This is a genomic window from Paenibacillus sp. JCM 18996 (assembly GCF_055392555.1).
Window position 1 is genome coordinate 1,169,432 of the sequence record NZ_AP043884.1, and the last position, 21,867, is coordinate 1,191,298.

Annotated in this window: 19 protein-coding genes; 4 read left to right on the plus strand and 15 right to left on the minus strand. The window is 47.9% G+C overall.

Annotated features, from left to right (window positions below; all coding sequences use genetic code 11):
• Window positions 1–142: 142 nt before the first annotated feature.
• From ACZ5N7_RS05740 to ACZ5N7_RS05765, 6 genes are all read right to left on the minus strand, one after another.
• Window positions 143–742: a P-loop nucleotide/nucleoside kinase family protein gene (locus ACZ5N7_RS05740; RefSeq protein WP_464658162.1), complete on the minus strand. Its 600-nt coding sequence runs from the start codon at window positions 740–742 to the stop codon at window positions 143–145.
• Between the two features lie 133 nt (window positions 743–875).
• Entirely contained in the window at window positions 876–1,772 is an 897-nt protein-coding gene (locus ACZ5N7_RS05745; protein WP_464658163.1) for a carbohydrate ABC transporter permease, read from the minus strand.
• Window positions 1,773–1,796: 24 nt separating this feature from the next.
• A complete protein-coding gene (locus ACZ5N7_RS05750) occupies window positions 1,797–2,675 on the minus strand; it encodes a carbohydrate ABC transporter permease (protein WP_464658164.1) in 879 nt (292 codons plus the stop codon).
• Between the two features lie 93 nt (window positions 2,676–2,768).
• Window positions 2,769–4,115, minus strand: coding sequence for an ABC transporter substrate-binding protein (locus tag ACZ5N7_RS05755; protein ID WP_464658165.1), 1,347 nt, complete (start codon window positions 4,113–4,115; stop codon window positions 2,769–2,771).
• Window positions 4,116–4,242: 127 nt separating this feature from the next.
• Window positions 4,243–5,793, minus strand: coding sequence for a response regulator (locus tag ACZ5N7_RS05760; RefSeq protein ID WP_464658166.1), 1,551 nt, complete (start codon window positions 5,791–5,793; stop codon window positions 4,243–4,245).
• A 25-nt stretch (window positions 5,794–5,818) separates the two neighbouring features.
• Entirely contained in the window at window positions 5,819–7,498 is a 1,680-nt protein-coding gene (locus ACZ5N7_RS05765) for a sensor histidine kinase (RefSeq protein WP_464658167.1), read from the minus strand.
• Window positions 7,499–7,762: 264 nt separating this feature from the next.
• Between ACZ5N7_RS05765 and ACZ5N7_RS05770 the strand changes: the two genes are divergently transcribed.
• Window positions 7,763–8,671, plus strand: a complete 909-nt coding sequence (locus tag ACZ5N7_RS05770; protein WP_464658168.1) for a helix-turn-helix domain-containing protein — start codon at window positions 7,763–7,765, stop codon at window positions 8,669–8,671.
• 100 nt (window positions 8,672–8,771) lie between these two features.
• Window positions 8,772–10,034 carry a hypothetical protein gene (locus ACZ5N7_RS05775; RefSeq protein WP_464658169.1) on the plus strand — a complete coding sequence of 421 codons (1,263 nt, stop codon included), beginning with the start codon at window positions 8,772–8,774 and terminating at the stop codon, window positions 10,032–10,034.
• Here the strand turns inward: ACZ5N7_RS05775 and ACZ5N7_RS05780 are convergent.
• The 4 genes from ACZ5N7_RS05780 to ACZ5N7_RS05795 all read right to left on the minus strand — a co-directional run bounded on the left by ACZ5N7_RS05780 (window position 10,031) and on the right by ACZ5N7_RS05795 (window position 13,049).
• On the minus strand, window positions 10,031–10,195 hold the full coding sequence (locus ACZ5N7_RS05780) for a hypothetical protein (RefSeq protein WP_464658170.1): 165 nt from the start codon (window positions 10,193–10,195) through the stop codon (window positions 10,031–10,033). The two genes, ACZ5N7_RS05775 and ACZ5N7_RS05780, sit on opposite strands and share 4 nt — an antisense overlap.
• On the minus strand, window positions 10,192–11,388 hold the full coding sequence (locus ACZ5N7_RS05785) for an MFS transporter (protein WP_464658171.1): 1,197 nt from the start codon (window positions 11,386–11,388) through the stop codon (window positions 10,192–10,194). Before ACZ5N7_RS05785 ends, ACZ5N7_RS05780 begins: the two co-directional genes overlap by 4 nt.
• A gap of 883 nt (window positions 11,389–12,271) precedes the next feature.
• Window positions 12,272–12,499: a hypothetical protein gene (locus ACZ5N7_RS05790; RefSeq protein WP_464658172.1), complete on the minus strand. Its 228-nt coding sequence runs from the start codon at window positions 12,497–12,499 to the stop codon at window positions 12,272–12,274.
• Between the two features lie 265 nt (window positions 12,500–12,764).
• Complete coding sequence (locus ACZ5N7_RS05795; RefSeq protein WP_464659159.1) at window positions 12,765–13,049, minus strand: AAC(3) family N-acetyltransferase; 285 nt, start codon at window positions 13,047–13,049, stop codon at window positions 12,765–12,767.
• A gap of 259 nt (window positions 13,050–13,308) precedes the next feature.
• On the opposite strand from ACZ5N7_RS05795, the gene ACZ5N7_RS05800 reads away from it, so the two are divergent.
• Together ACZ5N7_RS05800 and ACZ5N7_RS05805 are read left to right on the plus strand one after the other, a co-directional pair.
• Window positions 13,309–15,135, plus strand: coding sequence for an APC family permease (locus ACZ5N7_RS05800; RefSeq protein ID WP_464658173.1), 1,827 nt, complete (start codon window positions 13,309–13,311; stop codon window positions 15,133–15,135).
• 142 nt (window positions 15,136–15,277) lie between these two features.
• On the plus strand, window positions 15,278–15,451 hold the full coding sequence (locus ACZ5N7_RS05805) for a hypothetical protein (RefSeq protein ID WP_464658174.1): 174 nt from the start codon (window positions 15,278–15,280) through the stop codon (window positions 15,449–15,451).
• Between the two features lie 10 nt (window positions 15,452–15,461).
• Here ACZ5N7_RS05805 and ald read toward each other — a convergent pair whose 3' ends face one another.
• The 5 genes from ald to ACZ5N7_RS05830 all read right to left on the minus strand — a co-directional run bounded on the left by ald (window position 15,462) and on the right by ACZ5N7_RS05830 (window position 21,692).
• Window positions 15,462–16,574: an alanine dehydrogenase gene (gene ald, locus ACZ5N7_RS05810; protein WP_464658175.1), complete on the minus strand. Its 1,113-nt coding sequence runs from the start codon at window positions 16,572–16,574 to the stop codon at window positions 15,462–15,464.
• Between the two features lie 70 nt (window positions 16,575–16,644).
• The gene (locus ACZ5N7_RS05815) at window positions 16,645–17,421 is read right to left on the minus strand and encodes a hypothetical protein (protein ID WP_464658176.1); all 777 of its coding nucleotides are present in this window, start codon (window positions 17,419–17,421) and stop codon (window positions 16,645–16,647) included.
• 145 nt (window positions 17,422–17,566) lie between these two features.
• Complete coding sequence (locus tag ACZ5N7_RS05820) at window positions 17,567–18,313, minus strand: NAD-dependent protein deacylase (RefSeq protein WP_464658177.1); 747 nt, start codon at window positions 18,311–18,313, stop codon at window positions 17,567–17,569.
• Between the two features lie 98 nt (window positions 18,314–18,411).
• The gene (locus tag ACZ5N7_RS05825) at window positions 18,412–20,091 is read right to left on the minus strand and encodes a glycoside hydrolase family 13 protein (RefSeq protein ID WP_464658178.1); all 1,680 of its coding nucleotides are present in this window, start codon (window positions 20,089–20,091) and stop codon (window positions 18,412–18,414) included.
• A 533-nt stretch (window positions 20,092–20,624) separates the two neighbouring features.
• The gene (locus tag ACZ5N7_RS05830) at window positions 20,625–21,692 is read right to left on the minus strand and encodes a glycosyltransferase family 4 protein (protein ID WP_464658179.1); all 1,068 of its coding nucleotides are present in this window, start codon (window positions 21,690–21,692) and stop codon (window positions 20,625–20,627) included.
• Window positions 21,693–21,867: the final 175 nt, after the last annotated feature.

The window sequence follows — 21,867 nt, forward strand, 5'->3', positions numbered from 1 at the left end:
TGTTGGTGAAATAGCAACTCCGCCTAGATGTGCTATACGAGGTTTAATCTGATTGGAAAACGATGCGAGTCACCGGCTTTTCCTGAAGTCATGCGTATTTTGTAGGCTGAAAGGCGCCGGATAATATTGCATGCTCATAACATTATTGCCTTCTCCCGTTCACCCAGTCTCGTATTCGTAAGGCTGTTTCTTCCGGCTGTATGCTCGTATTGTCCACTATTTGCATCGGCGGGTCGTATTCCACAGCCGCGTTATCCAGCAGCCACCGCGCAAACTGCTTATGCTCCTCTATGAACTCCTCGGTGCATCCTCTCCACTGCGGCCGGCTGCGAAGCCGCTTCTCCCGTGCTGCGTCGTCGCAATGCAGGTTAAGATAATACACCTCCCGAAAGAACCGGTAATGGTCACACTTTTCGACGTCTCGCGGCATCATGGTGCCGCACAGCACTGTATGCCTGCCGCACTGCGCAACCTGAAACGCTACCTTGAGCCAATTGGATCGTGCCTGGTCCCAATCAGCAGCGTGCATTTCGTCGGTGTCAAATATGTCACAATCCGGCAGTGTTTCGCGGAGCCGCTTAGCCACGGTCGTCTTGCCGACTCCGCTCGCCCCTGTCACGATGAACAACGCTAACATTGTGATTTTCTCCTCATACCCGCACTCAGGACAAACACGCAGCTCCATTTCTTTTTTTACGGAAGTTTCCACGTACTCTCCGCAGTGCTCACAAACGATTGACATTATCGAACCTCCTCGCGCTTATTTTCCACTCATCCGGGATCCTGCCCCATTGGCAAAAAGGCTGCCGAACGGAATCGGCGGCAGCCTTCGGTGTAATGATTGAACTCTATCGTCCTTCATATATCTGAAAAAATCATCCTTTTATTCCAGTTAAGGTAACGCCCTCAATAATATATCTCTGGCCGAAAATATAAACGATAAGCACCGGAATGACAGCGATCGCTGAACCCGCCATCAACAATGTCCAGTCTGTTATATACATACCGCGGAATAAATTGAGGAGAAGCGGTACAGTAAATTTATCTGGACTGTTCAAGAAGATGAGAGGTCCGAAAAAGCTGTTCCACATGCCGAGAAATGTGAATATGGCTAGTGCCGCAAGCGCGGGCTTCACCAACGGCAGGATAATGCGCCAATAGATCGTTAAGCGATTGGCTCCATCGACGATGGCCGCTTCCTCTAATTCATCGGGGATACTCTTCATAAACTGACGAAGCATAAATACTCCAAAAGCGTTAAACAGTGCACTGGGTACTATTAATGCATAATGCGTATCCAGCCATCCAATACCTTTCATCATCAAATAAAGAGGTATAATAGTCACTTGGTGAGGAACCATCATGGTCGCCAGAAATAAGACGAAGATGGACTCACGGAATGGAAATCTAACTTTGGCGAACGCATAAGCCGCCATCGAGCAGGTAATCAACTGGCCTGCAACGGAAATTAAAGCGATATAGAAACTGTTAAAATATGCCCTGCCGAACGGCAAAGCTTCCCACGATCTTTTATAATTCCCCCATTCCCAGGGATCGGGAATCCATTTGGGCGGGATCAGAAAGACTTGTGAAAACTGTTTTAATGAGCTGAGAATCATCCAGATAAACGGGCCTGTCATTAATATGGCGCCTATAATCAGTACCACATGCAGCAGCAGCGTGGCAATGGGACTAGTTCCGCTCCGATTCGTTCTAATCGCTGCCGCGGTTATCCGCCGGTTTTGGGATTTAGCTTCCATTTTTGCTTCCATTACATCCCCTCCTTTTGTGAGAAATTAACCCCCGTAATGCACCCAGCGCTTTGACATGTTCATTTGTATCAGGGTCAGTGTCAGGATAATTATGAACAAAATAACGGCTGCTGCAGCACTCTTGCCGAAAGTGAAGTCTACGAATGCCAGCTGGTAAATATGATACACTATCGTGTAGCTGGCCTTTGCCGGCCCTCCGCCAGTCATAACAAACGATTGGTCAAACACCTGGAACGATCCGATAATGGACATAATCGTTGCAAAAAAAGTCGTCGGAGACAACAATGGAAGAGTGATGTGCCAGAACTGATGAAATTTGTTGGCCCCATCAATCTGTGCAGCCTCGTAGTAGCTGGACGAAATCCCCTGCAAACCGGCCAGGAACAATACCATGTTTCCTCCTAGCCCCCACCAGACGCTGAGCAGTGCGATTGACGGAATAACGAGCGACCGGTTCGTCAACCAATCGGGACCTATGATCCCAAACCACTGCTTTAAGTAAACGTTAATGATCCCGAAATCCGAGTTGAGTAGCCACAGCCAAACAACAGAGACAGCGATAGATCCGGTCACGACCGGCATATAATAAAACAATCGATAGAAGACTTTGCCTCGTACCTTGTTTAGCGCCACGGCGACCAATATAGCGAGAAAAATACCGACAGGAACCACTAAAAGCGTATATTCTGCCGTATTAAGCAGTGCCAGTCTAAAATCCGGATTACTGAACTGGCCGGCAAAATTCCCGAATCCTATAAATTCTTTCTTGCCGAATCCATCCCACTTCATCATGCTCAAAGCAATAGCGGAAACGAGCGGAATTAGTGCAAATAATAGGAGTCCTATCATCTGGGGCAAAATGAAAAAATAACCCCAAAGGCCTTCCGACACGCGTTTGTTCATATGCCACCATCCTTCCCCTTCATATGGAGGAAGGCACCATGGCATTGGCCATGGCAGCCTTCCTATGTTCATAGAACCGTAAGTGGTTAGAAATTACTTTCCTGCTTTGAAATCGGCGATCTTTTGGTTGGCTTTTGTATTGATAGTCTTGAGTGTCTCGTCAAGCTTGCCGTCCTTTAGCCAAAGCGCTTCCATTTCGTCGGTGATAACCTTGCTTAGACCCGGTACTCCCGATTCAGCTGGTGTTAAGGCATAACCGATATTACGTGCATCAATGAAATATTTCGCATGCTCAGGCAGATTGCCTTCCAATACGACGTCATCAGCACCCTGTACGGAAGGAACCGCATTACCGCCGCCCTGCAAGCGGAACTTCTGGCCTTCCTTGGAAACAAATGCGCTTATAAAGTCATAGGCTTCTTTCGGATGTTTAGTGCTCTTATTCAAAACCATATACGCGGTAGCTACAGCGGCAGGCTCGATCTTCTTGCCGGTGTTAGTCGGATATGGAACGATATCAAATTGAAGGTCTTTATTTTGTTTAAAGATTGGAAGATACCAGCGGCCTGCTGTTACAAATCCGACCTGGTTTGACATAAACATTGCGTCTCCGCCCTGGCCCTTAGGCAGCGTGCCAGCAAACGTTATGTTTTTGTTCTTCACGTTGTCATAAAGGAACTTGTATGCGTCTACGCTCTTAGGATCTTTATCCTGCACGTACTCCCCTTTGTCATTGTAGAGAGTGCCTCCGTTAGCGGTTACAAAGCTGTAGTAGTTGGTCCAACCGTTATCCATTACAAATCCGTGCTTTCCTTTTGCACGCAATTTCTCAAGTGTTCCTTTGAAGTTTTCCCAATTCCACTCGCCCTTTTCATAAAGGTCGGCGGGCATTGTGGTAACTCCTGCATCCTGAAGCAATTTTTTGTTATACCATAGAATCAGAGGATTACAGTCAACCGGCACACCGTATACTTTATCGTCTTTCTTCGCTGCGCCCCACAAGCCCTGAATGAAGTCCGATTCTTTAACATTGTCTCCGGATTTCAAATACGGCGTCAGTTCCGCAATGGTCTGGTTTTGGATCATTTTTGCAATCGTGCCGTCCCCGGCATAAAACACGTCAGGCGCTGTGCCCCCGCTGAGCTGGGTCAACAGTTTTTGTTCATAGTCGCTCGGCACTGGAATTAATTCAAACTCAACATTCGGATGCTTTGAATTATAGTCCTTTGTGAATTCCTGAAATCTGCCTAATTCGCCGGGGTTGCCCCATGTCGACCATTTCATTTTTATTTTCTCTCCAGCTTTAGGTGCATTCCCATCAGTCGATGAAGCTTGTCCCCCTCCAGCTTGTCCCCCTCCATTACTGCATGCTTGCAGCACTGGAAATAAAGCCATTGTCGCCGTTAACAACGAAAGCGATAATTTCCCTTTCAAATTCATATCGATCACCCTTTTCAATATAATATTTGAATACGCTTTCATTATAGCTTTAATCCACCGTTTTGTGAAACCGCTTTTATTCCGAAAAGGTGTATTGATTTCCGAAGTTTTGAAACTGTCTGAACAATCAGCTGATTTTCTCCCTGTAATCGGCCGGCGACACTTTCATGATCTTTTTAAATACTTTACTGAAGTACTTTACATCGTTAAATCCGGACATTTCGGCAACTTCATACACCTTCAGCGACGAGGTGCGTAAAAGCTCGCTGGCACATCTGAGCCTCAGCTGGATAAGGTAATCGATAAAGTTTTGCCCGGTGTTTTTCTTAAACACTTCACTGAAATAATTTTTGCTCATGGACACATGGTCAGCTACTTCCTGCAGACTGACGTTTCGCCTGTAGTTGCTTTTCAAATACTCGATCGCCTTGGCCACAGAGCGCCGGTGGATTCCTTGGTCTTCGGTGATCTCATCCTGCTGCCTCCAAATCTCTTCGAAAGCGGAGCTTATCAATTCCTGTACCTGTTCAACCGATACCATAAGTCGCAGAGCCTCGATTTGCCCAATTGTAACGGCTTTATTATCCTTCTTCCACATCTGGAACAGATAGAGCAGATCCAACGCTTCGCGCTTCACCTCAGACGGAGTCCGATGCTCGTATGTCCAATACATAAAGAGCTTTTGCAAATAATGGGAGGATTCTTCCCTTGCCCCTTCCGTGAGCGAGTCCTTCAGCATGTTCTTTAATCCTTCCGTTTCTTCTTTGCCTGTTGCCGAACTAGGGACCTGTTCATACGAATGAATTCCGCCGGCCCCCTGGTAAAACCGCATTTTGGCAGCTTGACGTCCTTCCTGGACGGCTTCCTTTAACCTCTCTACCCCGGTGATTTTTCCACTGATGCCAAAAGTAAATGACACACCTTTCTGCTTGAGCAAAGAATGAAAGGCTCCCAATCTCTCTTTAAAATAATCTTCTCCCTCCGCTGCTTCCGGCATGACCAATATCAGCTGATCCGCGTCGCTTCGAAAGGCAATACCATCTCTTGCCAGCTCGTAAAAGCTTTCCTGCACTTCTTCTACAACGATCTCGATGAAAATGCCACCTTTTTCGGAGCGCAGCTCAGCTGCATTGTCCAGCAAGCAAACCACGATACGATACCCTTCATTCAGCCACGGCAGGCCAAGTGTTAAACTTATATCCGTCTCTTCTCTCGCTATAAGCTGTGTGAATGCTTTTTCCAGAGCTGCCCGTTTACCCGACAACTCCTGCTGAAGATAAAAATGGTTTATTTTCCTGTCTTCCACTATTTGTTGTTTGATCTTGTCCAAAACCTCTTTTAAATCGTCCGGTTCTAAAGTTGGCTTGAGCAAGTAATCCGATGCCCCCATACGTATTCCTTCCCGAACAAAAGCAAAGTCGCTGTGGCAGCTAAGCAGAACGATCTTGATCCATGGGCAGCGCTCCCGAGCCGCACGCATAAGCTCAAGGCCATCCATCACCGGCATCGCTATATCGGTTATCAGAATATCCACTTCGTTCCGGTCAATCCATTGAAGCGCATTTTTTCCGTTCGATGCCTCCCCTACCACCTGGAAGCCATTGATCTCCCAATCAAATGTAGACCTTAGCCCCATCCGGGCGAACGGTTCGTCATCAACGAGCAGAACTCGGTACATGTATGTCCATCCCCCTTTCTGTAAACTAGTATACACTGTCGGGCTGATCTTCTGCAGAAGCTTTTTGTATTGGAAAAATCAGCCTGACGCTCGTTCCTTGACCCTCCGTGCTATGCACCGACACCCCGTACGGGGCCCCGTAATACAGCTGCAGCGTTTGATGAACATGTAACAGTCCGATGCGAGTCATGCCGCTCGTTCTGGCGCTGCCCTTGCCGGTCAGCAGATGAGATAATTTATCCTTTTCTATTCCCACGCCGTCATCTTCAATCTCAATCACTGCGTCAGTTCCTTCTGTATACACGGTCACCTCGATGGAGCCTTTATTCTCCTTGGGCGCAATGCCATGGAAGATGGAGTTTTCCACAAGTGGCTGCAGGAGCATTCTCGGCAAATTTAACTTTTCCAGCTCCGGAGGACAATGGATGTTCAAAGTGATACCATTGTTGTATCTATACTGCTGTATAATCATATATTTCTTCAGCAAATCAAGCTCATCTCCCAATTTGACAATGGATCCGCTTCTTTCGAGGCTCGCTTCAAGCAGAATCACCAGCGTGGAGATCGCATTAGCCACATCTTCGGTCCTGCGCAGCTTTGCCATCCACCGGATGGAATTGAGCGTGTTATAAAGGAAATGAGGATTTATTTGGTAGCGGAGGGCGCGGATCTCCGCTTTTTTCTTCTCGCTCTCTTCCTCGGCGATACGTTGGATGAGGGCGTCGATTTGACGAATCATTTTATTGAAGCTTCGGCTAAGCTGCCCTATCTCATTTCGGCCCGCTATATTGGAGCGTACGGTTAAGTCTCCTTCCTCGCTGCGCGTCATGAGTTTACTTAAATACACGAGCGGACGGCCTATCTTATGAGCCACATAATACCCCATAATCACGGCCAAGAGGACGGAAGCCAAAGCGATCCAGATGGTCAAGTCGCGAATGGCAGTCGAGCTCGCCACCAGCTCCCTGACAGGCACGACACCCGCAACCCGCCAGCCGTTCCCGAGTTCAGCAGGTATAACCATCATATCGCCGTTTCTCATCTTCATCACTTGTGTCCTGTTCGGCAAGACCATATCTGAAGCTTTGCCAAAAAGGGACGGGTCGCGGTGATAAGCAAAGTTGTTATTTTGGTCGATCACATAAGTGTAGCCTGTCTGGCCGAATTTCACATCATCCAGCGTTTTACTGAGCACGTTGCCTATTACTTCGATGAACATGACGCCGATGATTTTGCCCGTTTCTACATCTATGACCTTGCGTCCCAATCCGAACACGGGAATGCCCACGCTTACGCCTTTCAAATAAGAAGTATTGGATAAGCCGAACCAAACCGCGGGACTGTCAGATTCGATGATACTTTTGTACCATTCTGTTTGCCAGGGATCAATTTGGATAGTTGAGCTTACAACCGAATTTTGCTTATTCACATCCAATATATAAATATCCAGAATTTCAGGCATATTTGCGATTAATGAAATTACAAAATTTTTCGCCTCGAGGTTCAACTTATAATTATCATAAGGAGATGTGTTATTCTTAGCTTGCAGCGCTTCGTGAATCGTTTTATCGCTGAGGAGCCTCATTGAAGTATTATCAATGCCCTTAAAACTATAATTAAGATTGTCGCTCACCTGTTTTATAGTCAAGGATGCTACATTGCTCACCTGGACTTCGATCATGTTAGCCGATTTTTTGTAGGACATATAACCTCCGGTGAGCACCGGGATAATAATGCTGATAGAAAACAACAGAAATAATTGCACTGCAATGGAATGTAAGCGTTTAAAACGGAAGCCTGAGAAAAGGTTCGTTCGTAAGTTCTTTGGCAGCGGCATCCATATTCCCCCATTCGAAATTATGATAGCAATTTTCACTGAGCTGCAGGAGACGTTATATTACAAAATTCGGTAAAGGGATACAATTTTCCTGCTCTGCTATTAATCGCGTTATGAAAGGACAAGTGTCTGATGAAAGCATCCACTGTTTTGGACTGCCGGATTAATATGGCCGGTGATTTTACCGTGAAGGCGGGCTGGACGTTAGGGCCCAGACAACTCAATGAATACGAGCTGGTTTATTTTCCTGTGGGCTCGGGTACGCAATACAGGGTGAACGGCCGGGTGTACGCTCTTGAAGAGCCGTGCTTTGTCCTGACACGGCCTGCGGAGGAGCATTCCTATATTTTCGATCCAGCCATGCCAACAAGGCACTTGTTTATTCATTTTAGTCTTGACCTGCCGCCGGATAACGATCATTTATCGATCTTGGCATCGCCTGACGCCCGCTCTGTGCATTTAGGCCATGCATCGTTTCTTCCATCATTATTCAAGCATATCCTGCACCTCGCTGCCGTCAAACATACGCACTGGAAGGAAAGGTGCAATCTTGCGCTGTGTATGCTCTTGGCCGAGTTAGATGCTCTTTCGGGAGCCGATGATTTGCCATCCAGCAGCTTGCAGCTCCCTCCCCAGATATCAAAAGCGCTCCATTTCATCGATAACAACCTTCATCTCCCACTCTCAGTTGCCGATGTCGCCAAGACGCAAGGCTGGACGCATGAACATTTTTCCCGTATTTTTGTCCGGTATATGGGGATTTCCCCGCAAAAGGCAATCACTTACAGACGCATTGAAAGGGCATGCCAGCTGCTTATTCAGACCGACTCCACCATTAAACAGATTGCCTATGAAGTAGGATTCCATGACGAACATTATTTTTACCGCTGTTTTTTGAAAATCAAAGGAACCACGGCATCCGAGTACCGCAGGCAATTCGCCGATCCGCGCGCACAGCATCTGGCGCCTACCGAAGAATATCGGGCATTATATCCACTGAATAAATTTTTGGTATTGGCACAAGAAAACCATATCAAATAAATCCACAATTGCAACGTTTTGCTCTATTGAACGGCAAACCGTCATCTGATGTAATGAAAGCAGTTACACAAACGTTTACAATCCGCGGGAGGGAAGTTTCATGTTAAGTTTCGCCGGAATAAGAAATCCGTACGCTTTGGGACAGTATGGAGTAGAGAAAAATGCAAAAGTTTTGCAGCGCTATCGTTTCCTGCATGAAAGTCTGCTTCGAATCGCAGCGGGCCATCTGCCTGCCGCAGAGGATTGGAACCTGAAAGTTGCTCTTGGAAAGCATCTGTACGAGGATTCCGACGCGGCCGACAGACTTCGGTCACGGATCACGGAGCTGCGTACATCCCCGGCTGTGCTGAACCATGAGCCCGATGCGTCTTTGTCTCTGCTGATGGATGAGCTGATTCAAGCCCGCAATGATTTGGAGCTGGCCGTCGGAATCTATGGCGTTGTGAAACCCGCTATGCTCGCTGCATACAAGAAGCATATAGCTTCCACTCAGCAAATTGTCGACCAACCTAGTATTCGTATTCTCCGTACAATGATCCTGGACCTGGAGGAACAGCTCGCCTGGGGTGAACAAATGATCCGGGAAGTTGAAGCTTCAGGGATCTATCCGGAAGGCAGCGATGAGTTTAGGCAAAAAATGCTCACTTTCCTGGCTGCTGCAGGGGGAATAGACGGTCTTGAGGAAAAAACACCCGTGCTGCCTTATCGTTGGCGTTCGCACGAACCCTACAAATTGCCGCTTAAATCGATTCGGGATCCTCGGAAAATGGGCCCTGTCACCTGGGCGCGAACCAGTGTGGCTAATCCGCCGGAAGATCCGGTGCAAAAGGAACTGCTCGCCAAAATGCGCGTGAGGCAGGAAGAAATGACCGCTGCTGAATTAATTGCCGGGGTCATTTTCTCGCAAAAAAACATGCCTTGGGAATTTTACCGCGACTTGGCCCGTCATCTGTGGGACGAAGTAAGGCATGCCTTATTCGGTCAGGCCGCGCTGGAAAATGATGGTGTGGACTGGATGAGCCGTCCGCAATACACATCGGATTATGATGTGAATGCACCGAAAATCCCCGGAGCTCAATACACCTGGCTTGCGATCGGTATTGAAGAAGGGGCTATGAAACGTCCTGGAAAAGCCGGCGAATATGAATTCTGCCGCGATCAAGCCAAGCACCCTTTAATGACGCAGTTTCAAGACTACGATTGGGCCGACGAAGTAGTTCATGCCAATTTGGGCAGAAAATGGTCTCCGGATCTTATTGGCGAAGACATCGGCTTTATACGGGAGATTGCCAAAAAAGAGCTGGAACACTTCTGGGAACACGTCCATGCCGCACAGCAAAAGTGGAACGAAACTGCAGGCTAGGTCCGGCATCTGCTGTAGAAGTTCCTGCCGTTGGTGTCGGGCACCGTATCTCGTAATTTATTAGGCGATTGAAGAAAAACCGTCAGGAACAGATTATCCTGACGGTTTTTGGTGCTAACCCATACTTTGGCGCGTTGCAGGGAGATGGATATGGGGTTCATCCCGTGTGACTGCCTGATTGGATCTCCATTTTCGGCCCCCTGATGTCCGTGAACACCCGGTAGAACCGGCTCACCAGATAAAAACCCGCCGTGGACACCGCCCCTATTGCCGCCATAAGCAAAAACGAGTTATGAAAGCCAAACCGGGCGGCATACAGTCCTCCCAGCATACCGCCGATGATTTTGCCGATGCTCAGCTGGATGACGGAATTAAGCATCTGCCCGGTCGCCTTAAGCTCCTTTACGACATGCTTGTTCACATACTCCGCAAGGCACATATAGAAGAGAATATAAGTCCCCCCGTGCAGAATCCAGCTGAGAATATAGGTGGCCGGGGTTAGAGCGAAAGCGTAAAAACACCATCTTACCGTATGTACCGCACCGGAGAAAAGCAGGATTTTACGTATGCCGAACCGATTATAAAACCGCTGAAAAAAGATCATGAACGGAAATTGGCTCAGCGAACCGACGGCAAGCCCTACGCCGATCACTTCCATGCTGATCCCCTGCTCCTTGCTGTAGATGGCTTGGAATGACCACAAAAATCCCATAGTAGCAGATAATACGAGCGTATACGCATACATTACGACCAACTGCCTATTTTTAAAAATTTCCACCAGCTTTACTTTTTTCGTGCCGCTTTGATGGCCTCTTACCTGCGGAATGCCGACAGACAATAAAAAACAACCAAGCATAATAAGCGAGGTCACGAGAAAAATGGTATCGATATGTTTGGCAAACAGCCAGCCGGCAACAACGGAAATGAGGGCATACCCGACCGAACCGAAAGTGCGGATACTCGAGAATCGAACGACTCCTCTGGATGACAGCTCCAATGTAATCGCGTCGCTTAATGGATTGATCGCAATTTGAAACAAGCTGAACAGAGCCATGGCAAACAGAAGCGGCATAAACTCCGACCCAGCCCAGGGCACCAGCCATACGGTCAGCCCGGACAGCAGCGTGCAAAGCATAAGGATGCGGTTTTTCGTTTTCGACCGGTCACCTGCCAAACCCCACAACGGCTGCGCGAACAATCCGACGACAGCGCCTATGGACGTAAGGATGCCGATCTCGGTATGCCCGATCCCCGCTTCTGTGAAATAGACTCCGATATAGGAGGAGAACGAACCTGTGCTCATATAAATAAAAGCATAGAACAAAGCAAGGATTATAACATTCCTCTCGCGCATCCTGAAGCTCCGCCTTTCCCGTACGTTTTACTGTGAATTTTACCATAACACTCTCCTCCCGCCTATCCCGTCCAGAACAAAATCACCCTGCGGATGAATAAAGACGTGTTTTTAGAAACAGGGACTGTCATGTTCATACATTATAATCAGGGATAAGTGACGAAGAACATACCATTCCATTCTGACGAGTGGAAGCAGGATGTTTTTCTGTTTTTATGGAGGGGTATTAGAGACTGACCTGGCTGGCCGTTCCCGCCGAAAGAGGTGGAGCGTCATTTTTAAAAATTGATCATAAGACGGCGGTCTTGATGAGGAAAAAGTTATGTACAGAAGGCTCGCTGCCCCCATCTTTGCTAGGCAATGGTGAAAGGGTTGCCCGGAATGTGCTGGCTTGCGGTATGCTGGCTTACTTTGATTAACTGGAAAACATACTGATATTTTCTCTGTTTGATGCATTCCGACCCATATAACTGGAAAATCTCCCGTTAATACCATCCATTCCAGTGAATTATTAGAGTAACCGCTGTTTTTGATGGAGGTTTTCCATTTAGATAGATCTCTAACGATATCGAAGTCAAATTAGATGTAGGATTTCCCTTAATTTTGCCCAATGTGCGGTTCTCCTAACTCGCATTGAGGTACTGAACGGCGGATGGTTATACCGTTAAAAACCAAGGGAGTATCGCTGTAACTCCGATCGATCCTACCTGATATAATGCCGAAGGCGCAAAGGTGATTTAGGAGACGGGCGACTTGCGATGCGAAACATCATCTCCCAGCGGATGAATGTATCTACCCACACTTATCCACAGCCACTGAAAAACATAATTTCCTATACAATGAAAAAACAGGCTGTGGGCACAGCCTGCCGAGTATCGATTATTCATTCGAAACCGCTCTTATACTTCTTCTCGCTTGAGGAATTATGTTTTGTGGCGCCTTTTTGTTTCTCTTCCTTCACTTCCATATTCAAATCTTCCATCGGAATCGGATCCACGTTCCGTTCGCTTTCGTAAAGGTCGAATAAGCTTTCGTTTTCAGTCGGATACTGCTCCGGGTGGTCCCTGTTCCCCTGCTGCTCTATTTTTGCAGTATTCTTTTTCTGTTCCATGGTAGTCACCTCTTTTGTGTTTATTCTATCTTTTATACACATCCGTATAGAATTAAACACCCGATAGAGAGATGTGCCCGCTGCTGGACTCACTCGACTGTGACTAAATAGATAGGCTCTGTTATCTTTAATTGTTGATTTTTGACCAAAAGAAAAACCACCTATGGCAGTTGATTCCGAAATATCGTCTTCGTTATCGTAATAACAGTTGAAATTTTACAATAATATTGGTCCTTCCAGTATTGCATCATTACATCGTTCACGATCAGTATTCCCGCAATGTGTTATCATTGGATTCTGAAGAATGGCGTGCTGTGTAATGTTCCTCTGCAAGAGGACCAATTGCGTTAAATGAATTCAATTGATGTAGACCACGTTTTCTCTCCTGCATGTTTCGAATTGCTTTTGGAATAGCTCCCATATCTAATGGTCTCTTATTGTCAGGGGGATCAACAGCAAAAGTAGAAGAAAATGTTGGCACCAATAATGTGCAATCTTGCTTTAAAAAAGCTTGAATTATTGATTCAACCCCTCCTTTTATCAGAAATATCCTTCATCGTAACTTTCATAACCACAAACCCTTATTTCAAAAAATACAACTATATATTCCACCATCGAACATTACTGTCCTTCAATAAGAATATCAACAACAAAGTTTAACAATAGATAAAAAAGAATTATACTGGTTGAGGGTCGTGATATTATTTTGTATGTCTTAATGGGGAGATGGGGATGATATGTTAGAAATTATAAGTTTAAATAATGATAAGTATAAAAATACATATTAAATCGTAGGAGATGGAATCAGTATGAAAATGAAACATTTTTTATTTGGCCGCCCGTTGTCCACCGAATCGATGGAGGAAGAACGCATGCCCAAATGGATGGCATTGCCTATCCTCTCTTCCGACGCGCTATCTTCAGTGGCTTATGGAACGGAATCCATTTTAATTGCCCTTGTTGCTTATGGACTGGCGGCCAGATGGTTTAGTCTCCCTATTTCACTAATCATAGTGATTCTGCTCTTCACCCTCATTATTTCGTATCGTCAAGTGATCAATGGCTATCCAAAAGGCGGCGGCGCTTATGCAGTGGCCAAGGACAACTATAATCCGCTAATGTCCCTCATTGCCTGCGCCGCGCTGCTCGTGGATTATACTTTAACCGTCGCCGTATCCGGAACAGCTGCTGTAGCCGCTATTACGTCCGCCTTTCCACAACTGCTTCCGTTTAATGTCGAGCTTTCCGTGCTGGGCGTAGCGCTTGTTGCTTTTATCAACCTGAGAGGTGTACGGGAAGCCGGAACCATTTTTGCTTTTCCGACCTACTTTTTTATTTTCAATATTTTTGCCCTGCTGGCTGCCGGTTTTTATCAGGTTATTACCCAAGGGATTCCGTCTGCCGCCATTTCCATGCCAGCGCATATACCGGCGGGTGTGACTCTCTATGTTCTCCTCCGCGCATTCTCTTCGGGGTGTTCGGCACTAACCGGGGTTGAAGCCATCTCTAATGCCACTCCAGCCTTTCAGGAGCCAACCGTGAAGAATGCAAAAGCCACACTTTTATATCTGGGTATTTTATTGTTTTTGATGTTCAGCGGGACTTCTATTTTGGCCAATCTATACGGCATTGCTCCTACTGAAACAGGAAATCCCACGGTGCTTTCTCAAATAGCCTCAACTCTGTTCGGAAGCTCGTGGCTGTATTATTCGGTTCAAATCTCAACCGCTCTCGTTCTGTTCCTTGCAACAAATACGGCGTTTGCCGGTTTTCCGCTTCTTGCCGCTATTGTGGCACAGGACGGGTATATGCCGAGACAGTTTCATGCCAGGGGTGACCGGCTTGCTCTCAACTTCGGTATTGTCGTTCTGTCGGTCATGTCCGCCTTGTTAATCATTGCATTTCGGGCCAAGACCGATGCTCTTGTTCCATTGTATGCCATCGGGGTATTTCTTTCTTTTACGGTTGCTCAAACCGGCATGGTTAAAAAGTGGCTGAAAGAAAAACCGTCCAGTTGGAAATCGAAGGTATTCATCAACGGTCTGGGTGCTGTGATGTCCTTCTCGGTTGTTATCATTTCCCTTGTAGAAAAGTTTGCAGCTGGAGCTTGGACCATTGCCATTATTATTCCGGCTTTGGTATGGGTTATGGTAAGAATCAAACGTCACTATGTCAGCGTTGGCAAGCAGTTAAAAATGGCTGTCGATCAAGAACTGCATTTGAAAAGCACGCTGATGATTGTCCCGGTTGGAGGGATCAATCAAGTCGTGCGCAATTCGATCGAATACGCCTTGGAATCAAGCTCGCCAGAACAGATTCTTGCGTTCCATGTTGCCATCAATAAGGAGGCGGAGGAGAAGTTCGAACAGAAATGGGAGGCGTGGAATCCTGGAGTCCGGTTAGAAACGTATTATTCACGTTATCGAAGCATTAAAGATCCGTTACTGCGGTTTATTGACCAAGTCCAGCGGCGAGTCGGCGATAAATATGAAATTACAGTGGTTCTGCCGATTTTCATTACCAAAAAATGGTGGCATAGGATGCTTCATAACCAGGCCGCGTATTTTATTGAGCGTGCGCTGTTGAAACGGAAGGACATTATTATCGTCAAAGTGCCGTTCCATTTGGAATCCTGAAGCCAAAAGCACAGCATAACTTAAGATGAGCAATAAGCCGACCTGCAGCAGGTCGGCTTTTCTATTGTTCATACATCTTTCATAAAAAGCACTCATAAACTGTGAGTAAAAAATGTGAGCTAAGCCCAAGGAGGGATTGCACATGGTTGAAGTGATTCAGTTTTTTGTATGGTTATTGATAGTTGCGTTGATTATTGCCGTGCCGATAGTTTCACTTATGATTTTGATCCGTCACGATTCGACCGCGTATGATTTGGAGTTCATATGGGGTGGAAAATATACACCTGAGCAGCTCCTGCTTCTCCCCCCTGAGTGAAAGGTATTTTTCACAACAAAGCGCTGGCGTCTATGAACTCCAATCCATGCGCGGCTGCCACAGCCTCGTAAGTGATATGCCCGCCCATTACATTGATGCCTTTTCTTAAGGAGGTGCTGCTGAGACCGGCTGCTTGTACACCCTTGCCTGCAATCTGCAGCGCATAAGGGACGGTCACATTGGTCAAAGCGATGGTGAAGGTCCGGGGAACGGCTCCCGGCATATTTGCCACCGCGTAGTGCAGGACGCCATGTTTGATGTGTACAGGGTTATCGTGCGTGGTAAGGCGGTCGGAAGTTTCAAAAATCCCTCCCTGATCAATCGCAACATCCACAATGACTGAACCGGCCGGCATCGCTTTCACCATCTCTTCCTTCACCAATCGGGGAGCTTTGGCCCCCGGAATGAGGACCGCTCCGATTACAAGGTCCGATTCCGCAACTGATTCGGCGATGTTGGAAGAGGTGGAAATGAGCGTGTTGATGGAGTTGCCGAACAAATCATCGAGCATGCGCAGCCGATTGGGGTCCAGATCGATGATTGTCACATCCGCCCCCAAACCCACCGCAATTTTAGCGGCATTCGTACCGACAATTCCGCCGCCTATGACCGTAACCTTCCCTCTTGTTACTCCGGGCACTCCGCCCAGCAGTAAGCCTTTGCCGCCATGCGGCTTTTCCAGGAACCGGGCTCCAATCTGAGCAGCCATGCGTCCCGCCACTTCGCTCATCGGCATCAGCAGAGGAAGCTGGCCGCCCGGAAGCTGGACGGTCTCGTAAGCGATCGCAGTCACCTTTTTATCCATCAAGGCTTTGGTCAGCTCCGGTTCGGCAGCCAGGTGAAGATAAGTGAACAAGATCAGTTTTTCATGAAAAAGCTCATATTCCTTAGGAAGCGGTTCTTTAACTTTCATGACCATTTCCTTCGCCCATACCTCATCTGCAGTAGAGGAGATTACGGCGCCGGCCGCCTGATATTCGTTATCTAAAAACCCGGATTCGGAACCGGCGTCAGTTTCAACGAACACTTGATGTCCGGACCGCACTAATTCCGACACACCGGCCGGAGTGAGGGCGACCCGGTTTTCATTATTTTTAATCTCTTTGGGGATTCCGATCTGCATGATGGCAGCAGCTCCTCATATCGCATCTGGTACATAACTTCATTGTGTACTTCAATTGTACAAAATTTTGCTATTTTTCGATACGGATATCTATCGGTTTCCATTCGGAACCTTTCAACTTCCAGACGGACTGCGCGTTTCCTACCGTATCCTCATGGCCTACGCCGCTGATTCTTTGTACGCCTCTCAATTCGCACACTCCGTCGCGGTCCAGGTCTTTGGCAGTCCATATGCTGTACGGGTGTACCTTCAGTTCGACAGGCTTGACCAGCTTTCCGCCGCGATAAATTCCCATTTGTTCGTAGGCTGCCATTTTGTCCTTCAAATCCAGCGAAAAAGTCCGGTTAGCCTCTGCCACCTTCACTTTTGCCGCATAATGGTCCTCCAGGCTGCCGGTGGCGGTCAGCTCGGGCGGATTGGGAATCCCGGCAGGCTTAAATTCTTTTAAGGAATAAATAGCCAGGTCGACTGCACCGCCGCTGCTTTCGGTCTCTACAGAGACCAGCATTTCATTGGTCTTGTCCCCGTTGAGATCGCAGAAACGCATTCTGGGATTGTATCCGCCTTTTAAGGAAAGGGATGCCTTTCTTTCACGGGTGCCTCCGTCAAATACATTTATGGTGAGTTCGTTGTATGCCGTGCTTGCGTTATTTTGTTTGCGGCCTGCAAGTTGTACGATATCCCGGCTCCCCTCAGCGCTCACGTTCACCTGCTTCGTCTGGATTTCAATCAAATTGCGGGGCGCTTCCGCGGGAGCGGAAGACGCCTCTCCGGTTAACGGGAGCTTTCGTAAGCCCATCGCCACCAGGGTAAAAAGCAGCATGAGCAGGTACCATTTTTTCAACATTTTAACGACTCCTTCATCCGGTTATTGTTCACAGTCTTACATATTATGGATAAATTTAACGCAAAATATGTAAGTGAGTTCGCGGAAGATCCCGCCAAATTCTGATGAACAATACCTTCTGCGGAGCAGTCAGCGCCCGGATCCATTATTCAAGCGAGTTTACCGCTTCTTTCAGCACTTTTCCGATCGAATCCTTGATGATCAAGTTCGCTTTGGCATCATAGCCCGTAGCAGACCGGTTGATCAGAACGAGCCGGTTTCCCCGATAATAATCGACCAGCCCTGCGGCGGGATAGACGGTCAGTGAAGTGCCCCCGACGATAAGAATGTCCGCGTCTGCAATCAGTCCAACCGCCTCGCTCAACAATTCGGTGTCCAGAGGTTCCTCATAGAGCACGACGTCCGGTTTCACCACTCCTCCGCAGACGCACTTCGGAATTCCGGTATCCGCCTGACGAAGCATTTCCTCCAGCGAATAAAATCTGCCGCAGCCGAGACAGGTATTGCGGTGGACCGAGCCGTGCAGCTCGATCACTTTCCTGCTCCCCGCCATCTGATGCAGGCCGTCGATATTCTGCGTAATGACCGCTTTCAGCTTGCCTGAGAGTTCAAGCTGTGCGAGCGCAGAATGAGCGTAGTTCGGCTTCGCATCCTTGTAGATCATCTTCGAGAGATAGAACCTGTAGAATTCCTCCGTGTTTTCCATGAAGAAGCTGTGGCTTAGCATGACCTCCGGAGGATAAAGGAACTCCGCTCCGGCTTCACTGCCGTATAAACCGGAAGCCGAGCGGAAGTCAGGTATGGAGCTATCCGTAGAGGTACCCGCTCCTCCCAGGAAAACAACGGAATCGCCTTCTTTTAGATAACTGCGCAGCATGTCGACATTACCCATAGCCGCCCCTCCCTCTTATACCAAATGGATTCGCCCTGCCTTGTCCGGTTCGCTTGTGCGAAAAAACCGCCGCAGAGGCGGCAGCCGATTCAGCAGGATCACGTAAGCAAGTATACCCTGGCCTCGAATGGCATTAAAGCCATTCTTTCCACAGCCTCGTTGCCGTCAACCTCATAGTTGGATAGCAGCAGCTCTTTTTCCGTATAAACGATCTCCTGCGGCAGCTCAAACAGCGCATCGCGATCTGAAAAGTTGTTGATGACCACAAGTTTTTCATTCCCGAGTGACCGGGTGTACGCGTAAATTTGCGGATGGGGCCCCAGAATAAGATCGTATGTCCCGTATACGATAATGTCGTGCTTTTTTCGGAGCTGAATCAGCTTTTGGTAATAAAAGTACGTCGAATCAAGGTCCCTCAGAGCGGCTTCAGCGTTGATATGTGTGTAATTGGGATTCACTTTCAGCCAAGGAGTACCGGTCGTAAAACCCGCATTTGGGCTGTCGTCCCACTGCATGGGTGTTCTGGCGTTATCCCTGCCTTTCAGATAGATCGCGCTCATGACCTCGTTGTGGTCCGCTCCGTTCTCAATCACTCTCTGACGGTACATGTTGCGGGTCTCGAGATCGTTGTAGTCCTCAAGCTTCTCGAACCGCACGTTCGTCATGCCCAGCTCTTCCCCTTGATAGATATAGGGCGTGCCATGCATCATATGGAGAAAAGTAGCGAGCATTTTGGCCGATTCGACCCGGTACTTACCGTCGTTGCCGAAACGCGAGACCATCCGCGGCTGGTCATGATTGTTCAGGTACAACGAGTTCCACGCTTTCCCTTCCAGCTCTTTCTGCCATTTCGACATCGTCTCCTTCAACCGGTGCAGCTCCCACGGCCTTACATCCCACTTGCCGCCCCAGCCTTCATCCAAAGACATATGGTCGAACTGAAAAATCATATTCAGCTCCGTACCCCCGTCGTTCGCATACCGAAGAGCTTCCTCGGTGGAAGCCCCCGGCGTTTCCCCTACCGTCATGATATCGTACTTGGATAGAACCCGCTCGTTTATTTCCCGCAAATATTCATGCACCCGGGGACCGTTCATAAAAAATTCGCCTCCCCACGCGTAGCGCTGTCCTCCGGGAACACTCGGCAATCCTTCCGCTTTGGAGATCATGTTGATCACATCCATACGGAAGCCGTCTACCCCTTTATCCAGCCACCATGTCATCATATCGTACATTTCCTGGCGTAGTTTAGGGTTATCCCAGTTCAGGTCCGGCTGCTTCCTGCTGAACAAATGAAGAAAGAACTGCCCCGTCTGTTCGTCAAACTGCCAAGCCGAACCGCCGAAGACGGAGGTCCAGTTGTTCGGTTCCCAGCCGTTGTCAAGGCCGTCCCTCCAAATATAATAATCGCGGTATTCGTTGTCCCTGGACTTTCGGGATTCAATAAACCAGGAGTGCTCGTCAGAGGAATGGTTTACAACCAGGTCCATCATCAGCTTCATTCCCCCGCTGTGAATCGCTTCGATTAGCTGCTCCCAATCCTTCATAGTGCCGAATTCATCCATAATATCCCGGTAATCGCTGATATCGTAGCCGTTGTCGTCATTCGGCGATTTAAACACGGGAGACAGCCAGATGACATCCACTCCCAGTTGTTTTACATAATCCAGTTTGGAGATAATCCCCTGCAGGTCCCCGATGCCGTCCCCGTTGCTGTCTTTGAAGCTCCTCGGATAAATTTGGTATACAACGCTTTCTTTCCACCAGTTTCGTTCCATTTAAGAGCGCTCCTTCCCAGCATACATTTATTTTACGGAACTGGAGTTATAGCCGCAATCGTGTTTTCTTCTGCCTGCAGAACGCGCTGTGCAGCGTTTACATTGCCCGCAGCGTTTGAGGCAAAAAAATCTGCAACTACGTTAGCGCCGGTTACACGGAGTTGTGTTTCATAGGCGGGGAACCTTGCAATACTCACTGTCCTTGTCGCCACAGACTGGGGAGCTATTCAGCTTTGTTACAAAAGCGTCAAAAATCCCGCCATTGTACTCAGTCGAAAATTTTCCTGGAGTAACGGGTAAGTTTGCAGAGCCGGTTACTCCCGTTATATATACCCCGAACGGTGTCAGACTCATAATGAACAGCAATATCCGGCGTTTTCCTTCTAATTTTGCGTAAGTCATTTCGGGATCTGTTTTCCAAAAAGGCGAATCTAACCTCATCAGGTGTAAAATAAATGCCAGGCCTCTTGGAATTGCCGAGGTCGATGTTCGCCTGTCACACCAGCCTTCTTGGCTAATGTTGCAAGGCGATTTTATTGTAAACCGAGTCGGTGTAACATCCCGATGAAATGAGCGGCGTAGGTGTCTGAACTGAATAAAGATTCGATATGCGACCTGCCTCGCATTCGGATTGACTCACGCAGCGGCCCGTTTTTCATCAGTTCCAGTCCTTCTTGAACCGCCTGCCCAATGTTGCCGAGAGGATAAAACTTGCCTGTTGAATTGTGATTGATGAAAGCACGCACCCCGTCGGAATCAGTTGAAAGAACCGGGCAGCGGCAGCTCAAGGCTTCAGCGACTGCATATCCGAATCCTTCGAGAACAGACGATGACAGTAAAAATCCTCCTGATTCACCTATAACCGAGTAATAATGAGGCATATCACTATGCGGTGCGTTAGAGAACACGTCGATTCGATGACCAAGCCCTAAGCGCGCGACCGCAGCCTGAAAAGCAGCCCTTTCCGGTTCGGCAGACAGATTGGAGTCCTCGAACAACCACAACCGCAATTGCGGTTCGTACAACGCAATCCGATGAACGATTTCCAGGCACTCCCGCCAATTTTTGTTTGGTTCAAGTCGACCTACCCAACCGATGACCGGATAAGAAGTTCCTGCATGTGGACGGAATTGAAATTTCGCAGTATCAACACAGTTTGGAAAGCAAAAATGGAGTTTGGTCGGGAACCTTGAAAACAGCTGCACGAGGTGAGAAGTTGGAGGGTACAGCAGCGCATCGGCATAAGCCAAAATGTATGGCGAAGCTTGGGTTACCAGCCTGGTTGCATGATCTATCTGACCGAGGCCTTGTGCTTCATAGATTACGGGACCTGTAAAACCCATGCGGCGAAGTCTCTCCAGCATGATATAGTCGGATGAAACCACCGCTGCTTGAAACCCTTCATTTTTAAGAAGATGTTGAATATCTTGATCATTGTCCGTAACATGTGTAGGAGAGTCCGAGGCGTTCTGCATCCCTGCCCCGCAGCGTGAGTACAGCAGATGACAATCGACGCCATGCTTTCGAAGCGCCTCGCCTCGGGTTCTATTCAGAGTTTCCATCCCGCCGCTCGGTATGATATAGCTAAATAATACTCTCAATTATGGTCCTCCTTATTTGTGGTCTTAATATATGTATGTTGCAGGAAGATACCGGGTTGTACGAATAACTATTCGTTCCTCTAAAAAAAGTTGCCTCGACTGCTATCTAAAAAAAATGATCAGTGCATGTAAATCTGCCTAATTCGTCCACAATCATATCCTGCGATCAGCATAT

Bases quoted from the DNA above. Each gene is read 5' to 3' on its own strand.
- ACZ5N7_RS05815 (WP_464658176.1), bottom strand. From the start codon at position 17,421: ATGTTGAAAAAATGGTACCTGCTCATGCTGCTTTTTACCCTGGTGGCG.
- ACZ5N7_RS05760 (WP_464658166.1), bottom strand. From the start codon at position 5,793: ATGTACCGAGTTCTGCTCGTTGATGACGAACCGTTCGCCCGGATGGGG.
- ACZ5N7_RS05805 (WP_464658174.1), top strand. From the start codon at position 15,278: ATGGTTGAAGTGATTCAGTTTTTTGTATGGTTATTGATAGTTGCGTTG.
- ACZ5N7_RS05770 (WP_464658168.1), top strand. From the start codon at position 7,763: ATGAAAGCATCCACTGTTTTGGACTGCCGGATTAATATGGCCGGTGAT.
- ald (WP_464658175.1), bottom strand. From the start codon at position 16,574: ATGCAGATCGGAATCCCCAAAGAGATTAAAAATAATGAAAACCGGGTC.
- ACZ5N7_RS05740 (WP_464658162.1), bottom strand. From the start codon at position 742: ATGTCAATCGTTTGTGAGCACTGCGGAGAGTACGTGGAAACTTCCGTA.
- ACZ5N7_RS05750 (WP_464658164.1), bottom strand. From the start codon at position 2,675: ATGAACAAACGCGTGTCGGAAGGCCTTTGGGGTTATTTTTTCATTTTG.
- ACZ5N7_RS05765 (WP_464658167.1), bottom strand. From the start codon at position 7,498: ATGTCCTACAAAAAATCGGCTAACATGATCGAAGTCCAGGTGAGCAAT.
- ACZ5N7_RS05800 (WP_464658173.1), top strand. From the start codon at position 13,309: ATGAAAATGAAACATTTTTTATTTGGCCGCCCGTTGTCCACCGAATCG.
- ACZ5N7_RS05775 (WP_464658169.1), top strand. From the start codon at position 8,772: ATGTTAAGTTTCGCCGGAATAAGAAATCCGTACGCTTTGGGACAGTAT.
- ACZ5N7_RS05745 (WP_464658163.1), bottom strand. From the start codon at position 1,772: ATGGAAGCAAAAATGGAAGCTAAATCCCAAAACCGGCGGATAACCGCG.
- ACZ5N7_RS05790 (WP_464658172.1), bottom strand. From the start codon at position 12,499: ATGGAACAGAAAAAGAATACTGCAAAAATAGAGCAGCAGGGGAACAGG.
- ACZ5N7_RS05755 (WP_464658165.1), bottom strand. From the start codon at position 4,115: ATGAATTTGAAAGGGAAATTATCGCTTTCGTTGTTAACGGCGACAATG.
- ACZ5N7_RS05820 (WP_464658177.1), bottom strand. From the start codon at position 18,313: ATGGGTAATGTCGACATGCTGCGCAGTTATCTAAAAGAAGGCGATTCC.
- ACZ5N7_RS05785 (WP_464658171.1), bottom strand. From the start codon at position 11,388: ATGCGCGAGAGGAATGTTATAATCCTTGCTTTGTTCTATGCTTTTATT.
- ACZ5N7_RS05825 (WP_464658178.1), bottom strand. From the start codon at position 20,091: ATGGAACGAAACTGGTGGAAAGAAAGCGTTGTATACCAAATTTATCCG.
- ACZ5N7_RS05780 (WP_464658170.1), bottom strand. From the start codon at position 10,195: ATGAACCCCATATCCATCTCCCTGCAACGCGCCAAAGTATGGGTTAGC.